The sequence below is a fragment of the Spirillospora sp. NPDC048911 genome, from assembly GCF_043198015.1.
In the GTDB taxonomy this organism is placed as follows: domain Bacteria; phylum Actinomycetota; class Actinomycetes; order Streptosporangiales; family Streptosporangiaceae; genus Spirillospora.
Window position 1 is genome coordinate 80,688 of sequence record NZ_JBICUD010000011.1, and the last position, 17,586, is coordinate 98,273.

At 72.4% G+C, this 17,586-nt stretch carries 14 protein-coding genes; 6 read left to right on the forward strand and 8 right to left on the reverse strand.

Translation table 11 applies throughout. From position 1 onward, the window contains the following. The first annotated feature begins 63 nt into the window (after nucleotides 1-63). Nucleotides 64-1,077: an alcohol dehydrogenase catalytic domain-containing protein gene (locus ACGFNU_RS39635; protein ID WP_392601753.1), complete on the forward strand. Its 1,014-nt coding sequence runs from the start codon at nucleotides 64-66 to the stop codon at nucleotides 1,075-1,077. Nucleotides 1,078-1,102: 25 nt separating this feature from the next. Here the strand turns inward: ACGFNU_RS39635 and ACGFNU_RS39640 are convergent, their stop codons facing one another. Further along, nucleotides 1,103-2,011: an amidase family protein gene (locus ACGFNU_RS39640; protein ID WP_392601754.1), complete on the reverse strand. Its 909-nt coding sequence runs from the start codon at nucleotides 2,009-2,011 to the stop codon at nucleotides 1,103-1,105. 64 nt (nucleotides 2,012-2,075) lie between these two features. Between ACGFNU_RS39640 and ACGFNU_RS39645 the strand changes: the two genes are divergently transcribed. Next, on the forward strand, nucleotides 2,076-2,738 hold the full coding sequence (locus tag ACGFNU_RS39645) for a GntR family transcriptional regulator (RefSeq protein WP_392601755.1): 663 nt from the start codon (nucleotides 2,076-2,078) through the stop codon (nucleotides 2,736-2,738). Nucleotides 2,739-2,746: 8 nt separating this feature from the next. On the opposite strand, the gene ACGFNU_RS39650 is transcribed toward ACGFNU_RS39645, so the two are convergent. Continuing rightward, a complete protein-coding gene (locus tag ACGFNU_RS39650) occupies nucleotides 2,747-3,628 on the reverse strand; it encodes an expansin EXLX1 family cellulose-binding protein (RefSeq protein WP_392601756.1) in 882 nt (293 codons plus the stop codon). Nucleotides 3,629-3,823: 195 nt separating this feature from the next. Between ACGFNU_RS39650 and ACGFNU_RS39655 the strand changes: the two genes are divergently transcribed. Continuing rightward, complete coding sequence (locus ACGFNU_RS39655) at nucleotides 3,824-4,975, forward strand: acyl-CoA dehydrogenase family protein (RefSeq protein WP_392601757.1); 1,152 nt, start codon at nucleotides 3,824-3,826, stop codon at nucleotides 4,973-4,975. A gap of 43 nt (nucleotides 4,976-5,018) precedes the next feature. Here the strand turns inward: ACGFNU_RS39655 and ACGFNU_RS39660 are convergent, their stop codons facing one another. Continuing rightward, nucleotides 5,019-5,804, reverse strand: a complete 786-nt coding sequence (locus tag ACGFNU_RS39660) for a hypothetical protein (protein WP_392601758.1) — start codon at nucleotides 5,802-5,804, stop codon at nucleotides 5,019-5,021. Between the two features lie 10 nt (nucleotides 5,805-5,814). On the opposite strand from ACGFNU_RS39660, the gene ACGFNU_RS39665 reads away from it, so the two are divergent. Further along, complete coding sequence (locus ACGFNU_RS39665) at nucleotides 5,815-6,132, forward strand: hypothetical protein (RefSeq protein ID WP_392601759.1); 318 nt, start codon at nucleotides 5,815-5,817, stop codon at nucleotides 6,130-6,132. A 38-nt stretch (nucleotides 6,133-6,170) separates the two neighbouring features. On the opposite strand, the gene ACGFNU_RS39670 is transcribed toward ACGFNU_RS39665, so the two are convergent. Beyond that, entirely contained in the window at nucleotides 6,171-6,821 is a 651-nt protein-coding gene (locus tag ACGFNU_RS39670; protein WP_392601760.1) for a TetR/AcrR family transcriptional regulator, read from the reverse strand. A gap of 97 nt (nucleotides 6,822-6,918) precedes the next feature. On the opposite strand from ACGFNU_RS39670, the gene ACGFNU_RS39675 reads away from it, so the two are divergent. Next, entirely contained in the window at nucleotides 6,919-8,325 is a 1,407-nt protein-coding gene (locus tag ACGFNU_RS39675; protein WP_392601761.1) for an MFS transporter, read from the forward strand. Between the two features lie 42 nt (nucleotides 8,326-8,367). Here the strand turns inward: ACGFNU_RS39675 and ACGFNU_RS39680 are convergent, their stop codons facing one another. The 3 genes from ACGFNU_RS39680 to ACGFNU_RS39690 form a co-directional block, all read right to left on the reverse strand. Then, on the reverse strand, nucleotides 8,368-9,513 hold the full coding sequence (locus ACGFNU_RS39680; RefSeq protein ID WP_392601762.1) for a CaiB/BaiF CoA transferase family protein: 1,146 nt from the start codon (nucleotides 9,511-9,513) through the stop codon (nucleotides 8,368-8,370). A 94-nt stretch (nucleotides 9,514-9,607) separates the two neighbouring features. Beyond that, nucleotides 9,608-11,224, reverse strand: coding sequence for a hypothetical protein (locus ACGFNU_RS39685; RefSeq protein WP_392601763.1), 1,617 nt, complete (start codon nucleotides 11,222-11,224; stop codon nucleotides 9,608-9,610). Between the two features lie 174 nt (nucleotides 11,225-11,398). Beyond that, complete coding sequence (locus tag ACGFNU_RS39690; protein WP_392601764.1) at nucleotides 11,399-12,781, reverse strand: carotenoid oxygenase family protein; 1,383 nt, start codon at nucleotides 12,779-12,781, stop codon at nucleotides 11,399-11,401. Between the two features lie 198 nt (nucleotides 12,782-12,979). Between ACGFNU_RS39690 and ACGFNU_RS39695 the strand changes: the two genes are divergently transcribed. Further along, nucleotides 12,980-14,758, forward strand: a complete 1,779-nt coding sequence (locus ACGFNU_RS39695) for a serine/threonine-protein kinase (RefSeq protein WP_392601765.1) — start codon at nucleotides 12,980-12,982, stop codon at nucleotides 14,756-14,758. Between the two features lie 17 nt (nucleotides 14,759-14,775). Here the strand turns inward: ACGFNU_RS39695 and ACGFNU_RS39700 are convergent, their stop codons facing one another. Continuing rightward, complete coding sequence (locus ACGFNU_RS39700) at nucleotides 14,776-16,899, reverse strand: hypothetical protein (RefSeq protein WP_392601766.1); 2,124 nt, start codon at nucleotides 16,897-16,899, stop codon at nucleotides 14,776-14,778. Nucleotides 16,900-17,586: the final 687 nt, after the last annotated feature.

The following is a 17,586-nucleotide window of genomic DNA, read 5'->3' on the forward strand; positions in this document are numbered from 1 at the left end:
CTACATTGCTATACCATCGATACATCAACTCGTATATCAACGCTACACAGAAGGATGCGATCCATGCGCAGCGCCGTCCTGACCGCCCCTGAGAAGCCGCTCGAGCTGGTCGAGCGTGACGTGCCCGAGCCCGGCCCGGGCGAGATCCTGGTGAAGATGACCGCCTGCGGGATGTGCTTCTCCGAGGTCAACCAATTTCACGGCCACTACCCGTTCGGCCGGTTCCCGGTCGTCCCCGGCCACGAGATCAGCGGTGTCGTCGCCGCGCTGGGCCAGGGTGTCGACTGGCCGGCCGTCGGCACCCCCGTCGGGGCGCAGTTCACCTACACGTCCTGCGGCCGCTGCGACTACTGCGTGCGTGGCGACCAGATGCTCTGCACCGGCCCGAAGCACGTCACCGGCGTCAACCACGACGGTGGCTACGCCGAGTACTTCGTCGCCCGCGCGGGCTTCGTGACCCCCCTGCCCGAGGGCCTCGACCCGGTCGCCGCGGCGCCGCTGATGTGCGCCGGGATCACCGCGTTCAACGGGCTGCGCCAGGGCGGCGCGGTCGCCGGGTCGAAGGTCGCCGTGCTCGGCACCGGCGGCGTGGGCACGATGGCGGTGCGCTTCGCCGTCGCCATCGGGGCCCGGGTCGCGGTGGTGTCCCGGTCGCGCCGCGCCGAGAAGGAGATGCGCGACCTCGGCGCCGAGGTCTTCGTCGCCACCGAGGAGGAGGACCCCGCCAAGGCCCTGCTCGCCTGGGACGGCGGCGTCGACCTGGCGATGAACACCGCGCCCGACACCGCCACCGGCCTGGCCGCGTTCGAGGGGCTCCGCCCGGACGGAACGCTGCTCTACCTGGGCTACGGCCCGGAGCCGGTCACGCTCCACCCGCTCGGCCTCGTCCTGCATCGCCGCCGCATCATGGGCTCCCCCTCAGGCGCCCCGAAGGACCTGCGCGACACGCTCGCCTTCGCGACCGCGCACGGCATCGTCCCGGAGGTCACCCGGGTCGGCCTGGACGACGCCCCGCGCATCCTGGCCACGATGGTCGACGGCACCGCCCGAGGCCGCTCGGTCATCACGTTCGACTGACCACACGATCACCCTGACACCACGTTCAGCTGAGCTGGACGGCGGGGTGGTGGGCGTGCCAGGGGCGGGCCTGTTCGTAGGCGGCGCATGCGCTGAGCACCAGGGCGTCCGCGTGGCGGGGGCCTGCCACCTGCAGGCCCACCGGGAGGCCCGCGGGGGTGAATCCGCAGGGCACGCTCGCCGCCGGCTGCCGGGTCATGTTGAACGGGTAGGTGAACGGGGTCCAGCCGGTCCAGCGGGCCCGGGCGCCCGGCGGCGCCTCGCGGCCGGCCTCGAACGCGGTGATCGGGAGGGTCGGGGTGAGCAGGAGGTCGTACTCCTCGTGGAACCGGCCCATGAGCTGGCCCAGCCGCACCCGCGTCGCGGTGGCCTCGAGGTAGTCGAGCGCCGACAGCCGCGCGCCCTGCTCGGCGACCTCGCGCAACCCGGGGTCCAGCTCGTCGCGGCGGGACGCGGGCAGCCGCTCGACCACCTTGGCGGCCCCCGCGAACCACAGCGTCTCGAAGTCGCGCACCGGGTCGTCGAAGCCGGGATCGACCTGCTCGACCTTGGCGCCGAGCTCGGCGAACACGCCGACGGCGGCGGCGACCAGCGCCGCGACCTCCGGCTGGACCGCCGCGTGGCCGAGGGTGGGGCTGTAGGCGACACGAAGGCCGTCGAGGACATTCGGGGTGAAGTCGGTGAAGGGCGTGGTGGGGGGCGGGAGGGCTGACCAGTCGCGGCTGTCGTGGCCCGTGATGACGTCGAGCATGAGGGCCGCGCCGGCCACGGTCCAGGTGATCGGCCCGATGTGGGCGAGGGTGCCGAACGGGCTCGCGGGATAATGCGGCACCAGGCCGTACGTGGGCTTGAGGGTGAACGTGCCGGTGAAGGCCGCCGGGATGCGGACCGAGCCGCCGCCGTCGGTGCCCACGGCGAGCGGTGCCAGGCGCACGCTGGCCTGGGCACGCTGTTCGCCACGTCCGCCACTGGGTTCGCCACTAGGGAGGACGCCCGCGATGGGCCGATCGGGTGAGCTGGAGCCGGTCCCCCGCAAGTCCACGGTCGAGATCGTCTACGGCGAGCTGCGGGCCGCGATCCTCTACGGCTCGCTGGCGCCCGGCGACCAGCTCGGCGAGGTCGAGCTCGCCGCGCGGCTGGGCATCAGCCGCGGGCCGCTGCGCGAGGCCATGCAGCGCCTGGTCCAGGAGGGGCTGCTGCACAGCGAGCCCCATCGCGGGCTGTTCGTGATCACGCTGGACGAGAACGACGTCGAGGACGTCTACCTGGCCCGGCTCGCCATCGAGCGCGCCGCCTGCGTCCTGCTCATGGGACGCAACCGCGGCGAGGCCGTCGTGCAGCTGAACGAGGCCCTGCAGCAGCTCGTCGAGGCCGCGCGGGAACGTGACCGGGTCAAGATGAGCGACGCCGACCAGGCGTTCCACGAGGTGCTCGTGCGTGCGTCCGGCAGTCCCCGGCTGGAGCGGATGGCGCGGACGCTGCTGGTCGAGACCCGGATGTGCCTGAACGCGCTGCAGGCCAGGTACCCCGAGCCCGAGGAGCTGGTCGAGGAGCACCGCCGTCTCGTCGACGCGATCGCCGACGGCGATGAGGAGCGGCTGCTCCGCCTCATCGAGAAGCACATGGTCGACTCGATCGCCCGGTTGTGCGGCACCGGCTGACGCGCGGGTCAGGAGCAGAGCGGCGAGATCTTGAAGGGCGTCGGCAGGGTCGCCGGCCCGGGCGCCGGAAGGGGCGCGGCGGGCGGCGCCGAGTCCGCCGGCCGCCGGAACGTCCCGTACAGGCGGATGCGGCTGTACTGGACGGCGGCGGGCTCGAACTCGACCCGCGCCAGCACCGCCCGGTTGCCGAAGCGGTCGGTGACGCGCACCCGGTAGGGGCTTTCGCCGGGCTTGGAGATCACCCAGTGGTTGTCCAGGCCGCGCCGCAGCGGCCGCCACGGCCGGCCGGCCGCCCGCAGCTCGACGCGGCGGATCGGATTGCCGTGGCCGAGGACGAGGAGGGCGAGCCAGTCGCGCGTGGAGTCGGGCTTGACGCGCACGGCCAGGCGGGGCGCGGGCCTGGGGTCGCGGACCAGGCGGTAGCGGACCGGGATGACGCCCTCGGACCGGTCGCCGATGCGGGCGAACGCGCGTTCGCTGAGGTCGAGGCGTCCGGGCACGCAGGTGGGGCACCGGTCGACGACCTGGGCGCGGACGGTGCCCTCCGGGCCGGTGATCTCCAGGTACGAGCCGCACAGCGACGCCCGGCCGTAGTCGGCCGCCGAGAGCGAGACGTAGAGGCCTCCGGCGGGCAGCGGGCCCATCGAGCACAGCACCGCCGACCAGTGGCGATGGTAGACGGCGGTACCCCGGCGAGCCGGCGGGGCCGCCCCTCCCGAGACCGGCGACGGGCGCGAAGCGACCGCCGAAAGCGGCGACGAGGGCGACGACGCGAGCGGAGCGGCCGCCGAGACCTGGGGCGAGGTGGTCGAGGCGCAGGCGCCCTCCTGGAGCCTGATCATGCCGGCGGTGAGCGCGGACATCGCGATCATCACCAGTGGCGCCCACATCCAGCGGGGTCTGGGTTTTCGCCGAGGTCTCGCGTGCATCGCCGTCTCCCCGATGTGCGTGACAGCCGTTCGACTTCACTAGGTAATCAGACGAACACGGAGAGTGCCAGAAGCGCTTCCGGTTCGGGTCCAACGGACACGGCTGTTAGATTCCGAATCTGATTCTGATCCTGGCGCGATCGAGGGAGAACGGCGTTGAGTCCTTGGAACACGCCCGAGCGCGCGGCGCTCCGCACGCTGGTCCGCGACTTCACCGCACGTGAGATCGTGCCGCACCTGCCGGCGTGGGAGGACGCCGGGGAACTCCCCCGTGACCTGCACCGCAAGGCCGCCGCGGCCGGGCTCCTCGGGGCCGGGTTCCCCGAGGCGGCGGGCGGCTCGGGCGGCGACGTGTTCGACGCCCTCATCGTGGCCGAAGAGATGATCCAGGCCGGTGGCTCCGGCGGCGTGGTGGCGTCGCTGTTCACCCACGGCATCGCGCTGCCGCACATCATCACGGCCGGGACGGAGACCGGCGCCAAGGAGCTGATCGACCGGTTCGCCCGGCCGGTGCTCGCGGGCGAGATGATCGGCGCCCTCGGCGTCACCGAGCCCGACACCGGCTCGGACGTGGCGGGCATCCGCACCACCGCCGTCCGGGACGGGGACGCGTACGTCGTCAACGGCGCCAAGCTCTTCATCACCTCCGGAGTGCGGGCCGACTTCGTGACCACGGCGGTCCGCACCGGCGGGCCCGGGGCCGGCGGGATCTCGCTGCTGGTCATCGAGAAGGGCACGCCCGGGTTCGGGGTGTCGCGGTCGCTGCGCAAGATGGGCTGGCAGTGCTCCGACACCGCCGAGCTCTCGTTCACCGACGTGCGCGTCCCTGTGGCGAACCTCGTCGGCGCGGAGAACAGCGGCTTCCTGCAGATCATGCGGAACTTCGTGGCCGAGCGCCTGTCGCTGGCCGTCCAGGCGTACGCGACGGCGCAGCGGTGCCTGGACCTCACCCTGGAGTGGGTCCGCGCCCGCGAGACGTTCGGCCGCCCGCTCTCGTCCCGCCAGCTCGTCCGGCACAAGGTCGCCGAGATGGCGCGGCAGGTCGACGTGGCCCGCGCGTACACCCGGAGCGTCGCCGAGCGGTACGCCGCGGGCGAGGACGTGCTGACCGAGACCGCCCACGCCAAGAACACGGCCGTGTACGCCGTCGAGCACGTCGTCCACGAGGCCGTCCAGCTCCACGGCGGCATGGGGTACATGCGGGAGGCCGAGGTCGAGCGCCACTACCGCGACGCGCGCATCCTCGGCATCGGCGGCGGCACCAACGAGATCATGAACGAGATCGTCGCCAAGCGCCTGGGCCTCTGACCGCCGCGCCCGCTCGGGCCAACGGCGCGCCCGGACCCGCCTCCTAGGCCGCCGTTTCCGAGCGGGCGCTCCACCACGCGTCCAGGCGTTCGATCGCCTGCGGCGCGTAGGCGGAGGGCCCGACGGCCACCGTGGCCGAGGCGAGCACCTGCGCCCAGGCGAGCGGCCCCAGCGGGACGCAGCCGAAGAACAGGCTGACCCCCGGCGTCTCGATCACGGCGGCGCGGCGCCGCGTCCGGCCAGCGCGGCCCCCTTGGGTCGCGGCGCCGGTGGCGACCGCGACGGCGTACGCACGGCCAGCGAGGACGGTGGTGTCCTCGTAGACCATGCAGGAACGTTCGGCGAGGTCCGCGCCGGGCACCGCCTCCAGCGTCTTGGTGACCGGCTGCGACTCGCCGGAACGCAGCTCGGCGCGGGCCCGCTGCACGCCGCTGATCAGCGCGTTGCCCGCCATCACCCCGCCGACCAGGGCGGCGTCCACGCCGGAGCCCACGACGGCGGACGCGGCGGCGCCCAGGACCAGGACCGGGGTGAGCGGGTCGCGCAGCTCGTGCCCGACGGCCTGCGCGACCTCGGTGACCGCCCGGACGGGCCGCGACGGGCCGCGGGACGGTCTTCGCGGGGTGGCGTCCTCGCCGGGACGGAGCCGCAGCGCGCGTTCGGCGGCCTGCTCGGGATCGAGCGCGTGCCAGGGGACGCGCGGCAGCGGATCGGGCGGTGTACGGGCGGCCAGCCGCCGCGCCGCGACCACGCCGCCGAGCATCGCCATCACCGCGGCGCTGTGCACCGGCGCCAGATCGAGCGGCGAGGTGCTACGGCGGCCGGTCACCACCAGGAGCGTGCCGAGGGACGAACCGCCCACGGCCAGGCGGACGGCCCTCCTGCGCGGCGCCGACCGCGCCGAGCAGGCGCCAGACCTGCTCCAGGCCGCCGGTGCAGATCAGGTCCGCGCCCCAGCAGGTACGTTCGCCGTCACGCTTGAGGCCGATGCCGACGTCGGCGGCGAGGGCGGCGTCATCGTCGGCGGCGGTCACGACGAGGACCCCGTGGCCGTCGCGCTGCAACCGACGGACGTGCTCGGACAGGAGGGGACTCGGCGCACCCGCGCCCCGGGGCTCGACACCGACGTGCGGATGAATTCGCCTAAATTCGACTAAATGGCCGAGAAAGCGCAGGTAAAGCCGCAGATCACGGGCTAGCGGGCGGCGGCGAGCAGCCCGTCCACGAGCGCGCGGAGACCCTCGGTGTAGGTGTCGCGGGCGGTGATCTCCTCCCAGCGGCCGGCCAGGGACGACAGCCTCGGCAGCTCGTCCGCGTCCAGGCCGGCGAACACCTGGTCGCGGAAGGTGGGCCGGTCGTCCTCGGCGCGGCGGCGGGCGGCGGAGGCCCGGATGATGAGCTCGCCCGCCGTGTAGTACCAGATGCTGCGGTAGGCGTAGACGGCCTCCTCGATGGAGAGCCCGCACGCCATGGCCGCGTCGATGACGTTCTCGTTGTACCAGAGGGCCGCGGGCGAGAAGAGGTCGTCGGCGGTGATGACCTGGACGACCCACGGCACCCGCGCCAGCGTGTCGTGCATCGCCTGCGCCGTGACGACGATGCGTTCGCGCGGGTCGGCGGGCAGCTCGGGCCGGAGCATGCCGCTCGCGATGTCGTCGAGCACGAGGAGCAGCAGCTCCTCCTTGTCGCGCACGTGGTGGTAGACGGCCATCGGCGTGCTGCCGAGGTCCTGCGCGAGCCGCCGCATCGTCAGCTTTTCCACGCCGTCGGTGTCGATGATCCGCCGCGCCGCCGCGATGATGTCCGGCCGCGAGATCTTGGGCGGCCGCCCGGTCCGTGTGCCCACCCGCCCATCTTGGCCCATGCCCGCCGCGCCCGCCCCGCGCGCCCTGCCTGCTGTCTCGGGGTCGACAAGCCGGAGCCGTCCGGGTTAGTTTTTATACATGTATAAAAAATTGAGGCCGGGCCTCGTCCTGGCGGCGGTGGCCGTGGCGCAGTTCATGGTCGCCCTGGACATGGCGGTGGTGAACGTCGCGCTCCCCGCGATCCGCACCTCGCTCGGGTTCGATCCGGTCGACCTCTCCTGGGTCGTCCACATGTACGCGCTGACGTTCGGCGGCTTCCTGCTGCTCGGCGGCCGGGCGGGCGACCTGTACGGCCGGCGCCGGCTCTTCCTGCTGGGGCTCGTCGCGTTCGGGCTGTCGTCCCTGCTCGGCGGGCTGGCGCAGGCCCCCTGGCAGCTGATCGCCGCCCGCGCGGCGCAGGGGGTCGCGGCCGCCGCCGTGGCCCCGGCGGCGCTGGCGATGCTGGCCACCACGTTCACCGAGGGGCCCGCGCGCGTCCGGGCGCTCGGCGTCTGGAGCGCGGTGAACGCGGCGGGCGGCGCGCTCGGGGTGCTGGCGGGCGGCCTGCTGACCGAGTACGCGGGCTGGCGCTGGGTGATGCTGATCAACATCCCGATCGTGCTCGGCGCGCTGGTCCTCGGCGTCGCGGCCGTGCCCGCGGACGGGCCGAGATCGCGGGAACGCCTGGACGTGCTCGGCGCGGTGTTCGCGACCTCGGGCACCGGCCTGCTGGTGCTCGGCGTCGTCCGCACCGACCGGCACGGCTGGGGCTCCGCGACCACCCTCGGCACGCTCGCCCTGGCGGTCGCGCTCCTAGCGGCGTTCGTCCTGGTGGAGCGGCGGACGAAGGCGCCGCTCGTCCGGCTCGGTCTCTTCAGGAGCCGCTGGGTCAGCGGGGCGAACGTCTTCGTGTTCCTGGCCGCGGCCGGGCAGTTCGCCGCGTTCTACTTCGTCTCCCTCTACATGCAGCAGGTTCTGGGCATGAGCGCGGCCGCGACGGGCGCCGCGTTCCTCCCGTTCTCGCTGGGCGTGATCGTCGGTACGGTCGCCGCCACCAGGCTCGGGGCGAGCCGGTCACCCCGCGTCTCGCTGATCCCCGGCGCCCTGCTCGCGGCCGTCGGCATGGCGTGGTTCAGCCGGATCAGCCCGGACGGCGGTTTCGTCGCCGACGTCCTCGGCCCGTCCACCATCACCAGCATCGGGCTTGGCCTGTGCCTGGCGCCGGTGGCCGCCGCCGCGACGACGGGTGTGGCTCCGGGCGAAGCCGGGACGGCCTCGGGCATCCTCAACAGCGCCCGGCAGCTCGGCGGCGCCATCGGTCTGGCGTCCCTGGCCACCGTCGCCGCCCACACGTCGGGCAGCCTGAACGACGGCTACGCGAACGCGCTCGTCGTGGCCGCCGGTCTCTATGTGATCGCGGCCGTGGTGGCCGCGGTCGTGCTGCCCCGGACGAAGCACGTCCCGGATCGGCCGGCGGCCGAGCTCGTGCCCGTCGAGACAGGCTGAGAAGGGGGCCCGGTGGACCGCCGGTCCACCGGGCCTTCCGCGTCAGGCCTGGGCCACCGCGCCGGAGTCGAGCAGGGCGTCGACCTCGTCGAAGCCCAGGTCGGCGAGGACGTCGCGGCTGTTGACGCCGGGCGTGACCGGCGGGCCGTCGATCTCGGCGGGGGTGCGGGAGAAGCGGGGCGCCGGAGCGGGCTGGAGGTGGCCGCCCCGCTCGACGAAGACGCCGCGCTCGGTGTTGTACGGGTGTTCGGCGGCTTCCTTGAGGGAGAGGACGGGGGCCACGCAGGCGTCGCCGGGCAGGAAGACCTCGGCCCATTCGTCGCGGGTCCTGGCCTTGAACGCGGCCGCGAACCGTTCCCGCAGGTCAGGCCAGCCATCCCGATCGTGTTGCGCGGGGAGATCCTCGTCCTGGAGGCCGAGGAGCCGGACGAACTCGGCGTAGAACTGCGGCTCGATCGCCCCGACTGCCATGTGCCCGCCGTCCGCGGTCTCGTAGACGTCGTACCAGGGGGCACCGGTGTCGAGCATGTTCACGCCGCGCTCGTCCTGCCACATCCCGCCGGCGAGGAAGGCGTGGATGAACGTCGACAGATGGGCCGTGCCGTCCACGATCGCGGCGTCCACGACCTGGCCGCGGCCGCTCACCCTGGTCTCCAGCAGCGCGGCGAGAATGCCGACGATCAGGTACATGCTGCCGCCGGCGAAGTCGCCGAGCAGGTTCATCGGGACCTGCGGCGGTCCGCCCGCGCGGCCGATGGCGTGCAGCGCACCGGTGATCGCGATGTAGCCGACGTCGTGGCCCGCGCTCTGCGAGAGCGTCCCCTCCTGGCCCCACCCCGTCATCCGCCCATAGACGAGCCCGGGATTGCGGGCCAGGCACTCGTCGGGGCCGATGCCGAGCCGCTCGGTCACGCCGGGCCGGAAACCCTCCAGCAGCACATCCGACCGCTCGACCAGGCGGAGCACGACCTCCTTGCCCTGCTCGCTCTTGAGGTCGACGGCGATCGAGCGCTTGCCCCGGTTGGTGAAGTCGGTGCCGGCGAACCCGCCGCCCCTGGCCACGGCGGCGGCCCGATCGACCCGGATCACCTCGGCGCCCAGATCGGCCAGCATCATGGCGGCGAACGGACCCGGCCCGATCCCGGCCAGCTCGACCACCCGCACTCCGGAGAGCGGACCCTTGCCCATGGACGACCCCTTTCGACCCAACGCCTGAACCTCATTCGGTGCACCCCCCAGTGTGCCCGATCGAGGTAAGTGCACGCTGACCACCCCGGCGAACTCAGCCGGGGCGACCGGTCAACGTGACGGGTGCTTCGGGGCGCAGCTTGGCGGCCGAGCCGACCAGGAGCCCCTTGGTGACCTTGGGCTTGCCGACCGGCCCTTCGGCGTGCGGCACGAGGTCACGTACAGCGGCTGCCAGGTAGTACCAGCGGCCCGACGGGGCCTTCCACCAGGTGCCGCTGACCGGCTGCCGCGCGTCGCACGAGCCGGTGACGAACCCCTCCTTCGCGGCCACGAGCGTCGCCTGCCCGGCGTCGCCGCCGTCCGCGAAGGACATGCGGGTACAGACCCATTGGGCATGCCCGCCGCCATGCGGCAACGACCCAGACCAGAAGTCCCAGGCCGCCGCCACCGCCACCGGCCGCGCAGGCTGTGGCAGCAGGCACCCAAGCCGATCCCACAACTTCACACTCGCCCCCTTAAGCCGAACAGAAGGCGCGAGCTTGGCAGGCGCCACACCGGGTTTGGCGGGCGTAGTGGCGGGCTTGGCGGGTGCGGCGGCGGGGTTGGTGGGTGATGGGGCGGGTTTGGCTGGGGCGATTGGTGGAGTGGTGGGCGCTGTGGGCTTGGAGGTGGGTGAGCGGTAGGTCAGGGTGGCGGGGCGGAGGGTGCCGAACTCGCCCACGGTGCGGGAGCCGTCGCGGCCGATGATGTCGAGGAGCGGTCCGCGGTGGCAGCGCGTCTTCACGGTCACGGTGTCGGTCACTCCACCTACCACGTTGACCTTGCGGCCGGACGGCGTGACGGCGGTGGTGTCCCAGGGGGCGAGGAGGTAGCGGCCGCCGCCGAGGGCGATGGGGCTGGACGCGTCGGCTCCGGCTGCGGAGACTTGCGGGTCAGGTGAGCCGGTGTAGCGGGCGATCAGGTCGCGGTGGCGCAGGAGCGCGATCGGGACGCCGCCGACCCTGCCCGCGTAGAGCAGCTGGGCGTCTCCGTCCAGGCGGCCCTTCTCGGTCCACGCGGCGAGGGCTCGTGAGGTGAAGGCCTTGTCGTTCACCAGGTCGCCCCGGGCGGGCCACACGTCCAGGGAGGGCGGGCGGCGCGTCCAGGCGTCCGGTGCGGCGGAGGTCAGGCGCAGGTTGCGTGCCTCGGCGAACGGCATGCCGTCGAGCCTTTCGGTCACGATCAGTGCGCCGATCAGGGCTGTGGCCAGGGTCGCGACGGCGATCGGGAGGATGGGGCGGCGGCCGAGGCGGACGGGGGTGGGCTCGAAGGGCTCGGACGGGACCGTGGGACGTTCGGCGGCGTCGGCGGCGTCGATCAGCGGCCAGACGTCGCGGATCCGCAGCTGGACGAGCTGGTCGCGCACCGCGTAGCGCGGCCGCCCCTCGATGTGGCGCAGCACGTACGCGACGCGGACCTGCGGCTCCATGCCCGCGAGCGCCTTGGTCAGCGCCGGGTCGGGGAGTTTGGCGGGCAGCGCGCGCAACCAGGGGCCGAGGCCGATCCGGAGCCGCCAGGAGGGACGCATGGCCCTGCGCAGCACCTTGGTGCGCTGTTTGGCGGGCGTGATCCGGCGCAGCGTCCGCCGGGACAGGACGCCGTCCACGATCCGCTGGGCGAGCGCGAGCCGGTAGAACCGCTTTCCCTTGCCCGGCAGTACGAAATACGCCAACCGGACAAGATCGCGATAATGCGACTCCGCCTCGGTACGCGTCCCGGCATCTTTCGCCATCGAGCCAACTCCCTCTTGACCTGCTGAGCGATATCGCCCCAGAGATTAAGAGAGGGCCGTGACGCGGCGGCCCGGAATTGACGGAACGATTAACCGGGCCGGGCGATATTTCCGCTATTTCCCCAACAGCGCGACGCGTTCGGTGAACGAGCCGTGGAAGCCCATCGGGAGATGGTGGCGCAGCCGCGCCACGGCGAGCGGCTCGGCCTCCACGTCCCGCGCGTCAAGAATCAGCAGGCGGGAGCGATGCTCGTCCGGGTCGTACGCGAGGGTCAGCAGCCAGCCGTCGCCCTCGTCCGCGCCACGTTCGCGCGGCACGAAGACCGGTTCGCCGAAGCCATGGCCGGGCGGCAGTTCGTGGACGGAACGGGCGCCGGTCACGTGGTCGTACGCGTGGATGCCGACGGCGGTCGGGCTCGTCCGTCCGGCGAAGTAGGTGTAACGGTGCTCGCGCCCGGCTTGGCGTACGTCGGCGTGCGGCAGTTCCATCGGCAGCGAGCAGAGTTCCTGGCCCTCGATCCGGCCGGCGGGGGTGATGCGGTAACGCATGAGCCCGCAGCCCCACGGAAAATCGCTGGTACGGAATTCCCGGAATGCGGTGGAAACCTGATCCCAGTCCGCGAATCGCACGAATTCGACGACGATGTCGTCACCGTCCTCGAAGGCGTTGACGAAATGGAATCCCAGCAGCGCCTCGTGCTCGATGATCCGGGCCTTGCCGCCGCCGTGGCGCGGCACGATCGTGAAGCAGGTCGGCCGGTGCGGCTCGTACCGCAGCGCGCCGGCGATCGAGCCGGTGCCGAGCAGGATCGGCAGGAGCTTCGGGATCACCGGGTTGATCACGAACACCAGGTGCCGGCGGGTGAGCGCGAAGTCGTGGTTCCACGGGCTGTACGGGAGCGAGATCCGCGGCAGGTGGTGCAGCCGCCCGCGGGTGTCGACACGGTGACAGCGGAGGCCGCGCGCCCGCGTGAAGTCCATCCCGAAGTTGAACAACTCGCCCGTGTCGGGGCAGCGGGACGGGTGCGCGGAGAACGCGGCGGCCACCTTCAGGCGGCCGTCGAACGAGTGCTCGCCGAGCGTTTCGAGGGTGTCGGGATCGAGCCGGAACGGGCGGCCGCCTTCCCAGAGGGCGAGCAGCCGCCCGCCGTGCAGGATCACGCCCGTGTTGGCGACGTTGGCGGGCGGCCGGAACATGTTGGCGAGCATCCCGCCGGGCCGCTGCGTGCCGAGGCCGCGCAGCCCTGCCCGTCCCGTGCGCTGCCCGTGCCGGTAATGGCGCGTCCGGACGTAGCGGTTGCGGAAGCGGATCCGGCCCTCGGCGAACGCGAACATCGACACCATGCCGTCGCCGTCGAAGATGTGGTCGAGGAGGGTCTCGCCCACCTCCCACCGCCCGGGGCCGTTGCGGTAGAGCGTGCCGGTCAGGCCGTCGGGGAGCTTTCCGTCGATCTCGTCGATCTCGTAGTCGTGCTCGTCGTTCAGCGCCTCGTACACCTGGGCAGCGTGACATGTCAGCCGGGCGTAGTTCAATGCCTAACGACTAATGCGTTCCGGAAGGGGAGCATGCGGGGGGGGTGGCCGTGACCGGCCCCATCCGGCCGTCCAGCCTCGCCCGTTTCGTCCCCGTACTAACCTGGTCCTCCCGGGGCAACTCCCCCGGCTGCCTCCCGACCGAAGGAACCCGCTCATCCCATGACCGAGGACGTTCCCGGCTACCGGGTGCTGGAGCAGGTCGGCGAGGGCGGATTCAGCGTCGTCTACCGGGCCCACCAGGAACGCCTGGACCGGGCCGTGGCGCTCAAGGTCCTGTCGATCAGCGCGGTCGACGACTCGGCCATGCGCCGGTTCCAGCGCGAATGCAAGATCACCGGACGGCTGTCCGGGCATCCGAACATCGTCACGGTGCTGGACACCGGCACGACCCGCTCCGGCCGCCCGTACATCGCGATGGAGTACTTCGAGCGCGGCGCGCTGATCGACCGGCTCGAACGGGAGGGCCCGCTGCCCGTCGGCGAGGCGCTGCGCATCGGCGTGAAGATGGCGGGCGCGCTGGCGGCCACGCACGAGACCGAGGTGCTCCACCGCGACGTCAAGCCGCAGAACATCCTCGTGTCGAAGTACGGCGAGCCCGCCCTGGCCGACTTCGGCATCGCCCGGCTGACCGACTCGTTCGACCACAGCCACACGCAGGCGTTCACCCCGCACCACGCCGCGCCGGAGGTGCTCGAGGGCAGGACGCCGGGCGTCGGCTCCGACATCTACTCGCTCGCGTCCACGCTCTACCAGCTGCTGGCGGGCCGGCCCGCGTTCAAGGGCCCGCGCGGCGAGGGCATCGCGCCACTGATGTTGCGGATCATGAACGAGCCGCCGCCCGCGTTCCAGCGCGGCGACGTGCCGGGGCCGGTCTTCGACGTCATCGCCCAGGCGATGGCCAAGGCGCCGGAACATCGTTTCGCCGGCGCGGTCGAGTTCGCCCAGCGGTTGCAGCAGCTCCAGGCCGAGCTGGGCCTGCCGATCACGGACCTCGCGCACAGCGGGAGCGGCGTCGCGGCCGCCGTCGTCGCCCCGCAGTTCCCGGCGCACCCGCGGCCCCCGGCGGTACCCGAGTGGGCTCCGACGACGCCGCGTTCCACCACCACGCCGGCCTCCGCTGCCCCACCGGCCGCGACGCCGGACGGGCTGACCGAGCAGATGTCGCCGTCCGGGCCGCTCTCCCCCTGGCACCCGGACGCCCCGGGCGCGTCTTCTCGTTCCGCGCCACCGACGGGCTACTCCACGACCCCGCAGACGACATCGCCGTTCGGGCAAGGCGGCGGAGGCTCGCAGGCGCTTCAAGCAGGACTTCAGGCAGGGCTTCAGCCGGGGTTGCCGGGCGGGCCCGCGGCGGCCATTCCGGCGGCGGACCAGGCTTCGGCCCCGACCTGGCCGCCGCAGCCGGACCATCCGCACGCGCCCCAGCCCCGGGACGGCTCGGACGGCCCGCGGCGCGGCCTGATCATCGCGGCCTCGGTCGCCCTGGTCGGCGGGCTCGCGGTGGGCATCGGCGCCCTCGCGCTCTCCGGTGGTGGCGGCGATTCGAAGGACCCGTCCGCGCCGGGGTCGAGCCCGCTCACCTCGAAGACCGGCGGGACCCAGCCACCCGCGGGCAACGCCCCCGTCACGCGGGCCCAGCTCGCCGCCGCCCGGCCGCAGGGCTTGCAGGTGAGATCGTTCGGCACGTCGGCCGGCCTCAACTGGCGGCTGCCCGCGGCCGCCCGGCAGATGCCGATCCTCGTCCAGCAGGCGCCGTTCGGAACGAGCGCGGTCGTGCCCCTGGACAACGGCGCCGTGACCACGACCGTCTCGAGGCTCAACCCCAAGCTGGGCTACTGCTTCCGCGTGGGCTCCGTCCCCGGCCTGGGGCCCGACGGCACTCCCAAGGTGTCGTGGTCACGTCCGAAGTGCATCCGCGGCGCGCGCGTAGCGGGCTGACAGCGCCGCTTTCGTCGTCATTCGCAGCGCCAGAGCGGAAGATCGACGAATGTGTCCCAGCCCTTGCCCGCGCTGCCCGGAGTGTTCGCCAGGTAACCGATCATGTAGCCGACGCCGCTCGGGGTCTGGAGTTTGTTGTAGAGGGTTCCGGCGAAGTTCGCGCCTGCCGTGGGATGCGCGTAGCGCTTCCCCCTGATCTGGCAGAGGACGGTCAGTTGGTGTCCGTTGTCGTTGTAGACGTGGACATTGGCCGAGTCGTGATCTGGAGCAGTCTTCGCATACCCGTCGGACTTCCCGTTGTGCTGGATCGGGTATTGCTGGGCCGGGCCGGTGAGGGTGGCGTTGATGCTGGTGCCCTGGATTCCGCCGGCGGCGTTGGAGGCGCTGACGGTGAACGAGTACCGCCCGTTCGTGTAGACGTCACCCAAGGTCGTGCCGACGCCTTCGATACCTGACTTGCTCTTGGCGGTTCCGGGGCCCTGCCAGCTCACCTGGTAGCGGGTCGAGGCGTCGTTCGTACCCGTGCCCGGCGCCCAAGTGATCTTCGCACCCGCGGCCGTGGCCTTGGCATTCACGTCGCGGGGAGCGGGCGGGGCCGTGCATGGCCGGACGGGCGGGCCGGGGTCGGAGTCCGATGCCGATGGCTTGCCCTGGGCGTCCTTGAATTGGACGGTGACCCGGAACGTGTACTCCTTGTCGCAGTCGCCGCCCGTGACGCGGAACTCGAACGGGCCCGCGTTGGCCGGTATCACCTGGGGCGCGGCGACCAGTCCCGGCGTGACGTTCTTGAGGACGTATCCGGTCGGCGTTCCACCGCGCGACGGCTTGAAGCCGATCCGCATCGCGCCGGCCTCGAATCTCGTGGTCAGGCCTGTGGGAGGCGTCGGCGTTCCGGGCGGACGTGGAGAGGCCGGTGGGTCTGGCAAGGGACTCCTTGGCGGAGGCCGACCATTTCCATCGCCACGTCCCCTGCCGTCGCCGCGGTCTCCACCGCCCCCGGCCGGCAGGGGCTTGCGCTTGTCGCCGCCAGGGACTTCGTCGTTGTACTTGCCGAACTCGCTCGCCCCGCCGTTGCCGTCCACCACGACCGCCTTGGGCTGACCAGGATCGTGTGCCCAGAGCAAGCCTTCCTTGACGAAGACCTCCAGACTGGAGTTGCGGCCCGCGACGGGGATCGCCCTCTCACTGCTGCCCGTCGCGGTGTTGTAGACGTGCAACTGCCCCAGGGACTCGTCCGGAACGTAGATCCGGGGACCCAGGACCTGGGGCGCCTGATAGCGATGTTTGGGCAGCCCAAGGGCCACTCCCTGGTGCCGTCCCGTCCCGCTGTCGAGCAGCACCAGCGATCCGGTGCTCTGAACGAGCAGCGGTACGAGCGTCCCCTCCGTACGGGCGGGGACCAGCGTCTCCACCTCCGGAGTGCGCACGGTGGAAGGAAGACTCACATCGAGCCGGACGCCGTCGCCGCCGAGCGTCATCGCCTTCGCGGCCGTGGAGTTGACCACGACGGGCTCGCCCGCGGCGATCACGAGCGACAGCCGGTCCCCCGGCTTCCCGGCGGAGACCGGCGGCTGCGGGCGGCCGTCGCGGAACGGCGTGACCTGCCCCGTCTGCGGCGCCGGCACCCACAAGGTGCCCCGCACGTCAACGCCGGCCTCCTCCAACGGCGGCGTCAACGTCGCGGAGGGCCCGAGCGGCGCCAGACTGACCGGATCGATCTGCTGGACGGCGCCCTTGACCGGATCGACGGTGTACGCCTTGCCCGCGTTCGCGAGCACCTGGAGGTTGGTCCCGCCGAGGCCCTTGCTCTGCACCACCTTCAACTGGGACGGATCGATCCGGCTGACGACTCCGGTGTCGATGTCGACGAGGAGCACGGTGTTGCCGTCCTGGACGACCTTGATCCGGTGGTCGCGCATCTGCGGAAGGAGCGCGGCCTTGCCGTCGACCTTGGCGGCGGGTCCGTTCACGTGGACGAGCACGCCCTTGCTCTTGGCGCTCAACCAGGCACCCACGTCCGCGAGCCGGTACTTGGCGCTGGCGACGCCCACCCCGTAGACCACCGCCGAGACGAGCAGCAGGCCGACGAGACCCAGCGCCACCTGGCCCGTCACCCGGTCCCTGCCGAACGCAGCGCGCATCGCCCCGCGGAAGCCAGACTGACCCACTCGTCACCCGTCCCATCGCCGACGCGCGGGACACACTAGCTCGCACCCGCCTCGTTCACCCTGACCTTGCACAAGGCGGCCGATGTCGGTCACTCAGCAAGACGTCGGCGATCTGGACACGACACGTCCCGGCCCGCACACGGCCTCGGCTCCCACCATGGCCATCGGTGAGCTGCCTCCCGCCGCCAGCCGTGCAACCGCGGCATCCGCAGAAACCCTCGCCATGCACGCCCCCTCCGTGCACGCCCCTCCGTGCACGCCCCTCCGTGCACGCCCCTCCGTGCACACCACCCCCGTGCACGACCCCCTCGCCATGCACGACCCCCTCGCCATGCACGACCCCCTCGCCATGCACGACGCCCCCGTGCACGACACCCCAGTGCGCAACGCTCTCCCCGGGCGCGACGCCATGCCGCATACCGCGGCTGACTCTCGCCTGCACGCTCGTGCATCTCACCTGCGGCAAGGTGCACCCATCCATGTGACCTGCGGCAGGTGCGCCCGCCGACCTGCTCGTCTAGGACGCCGCGTTCCGCACGGCGGTCGAGGAGGGGATGCCGAGCTCGGCCCCTACCTCGGCTGGTCGGTCGTCCGCGAGGTGGCTTCCCCACAGAGTGGCGGCCGGCGGCGATCGAGGTCGCACAGCCGATGACCCGTCCA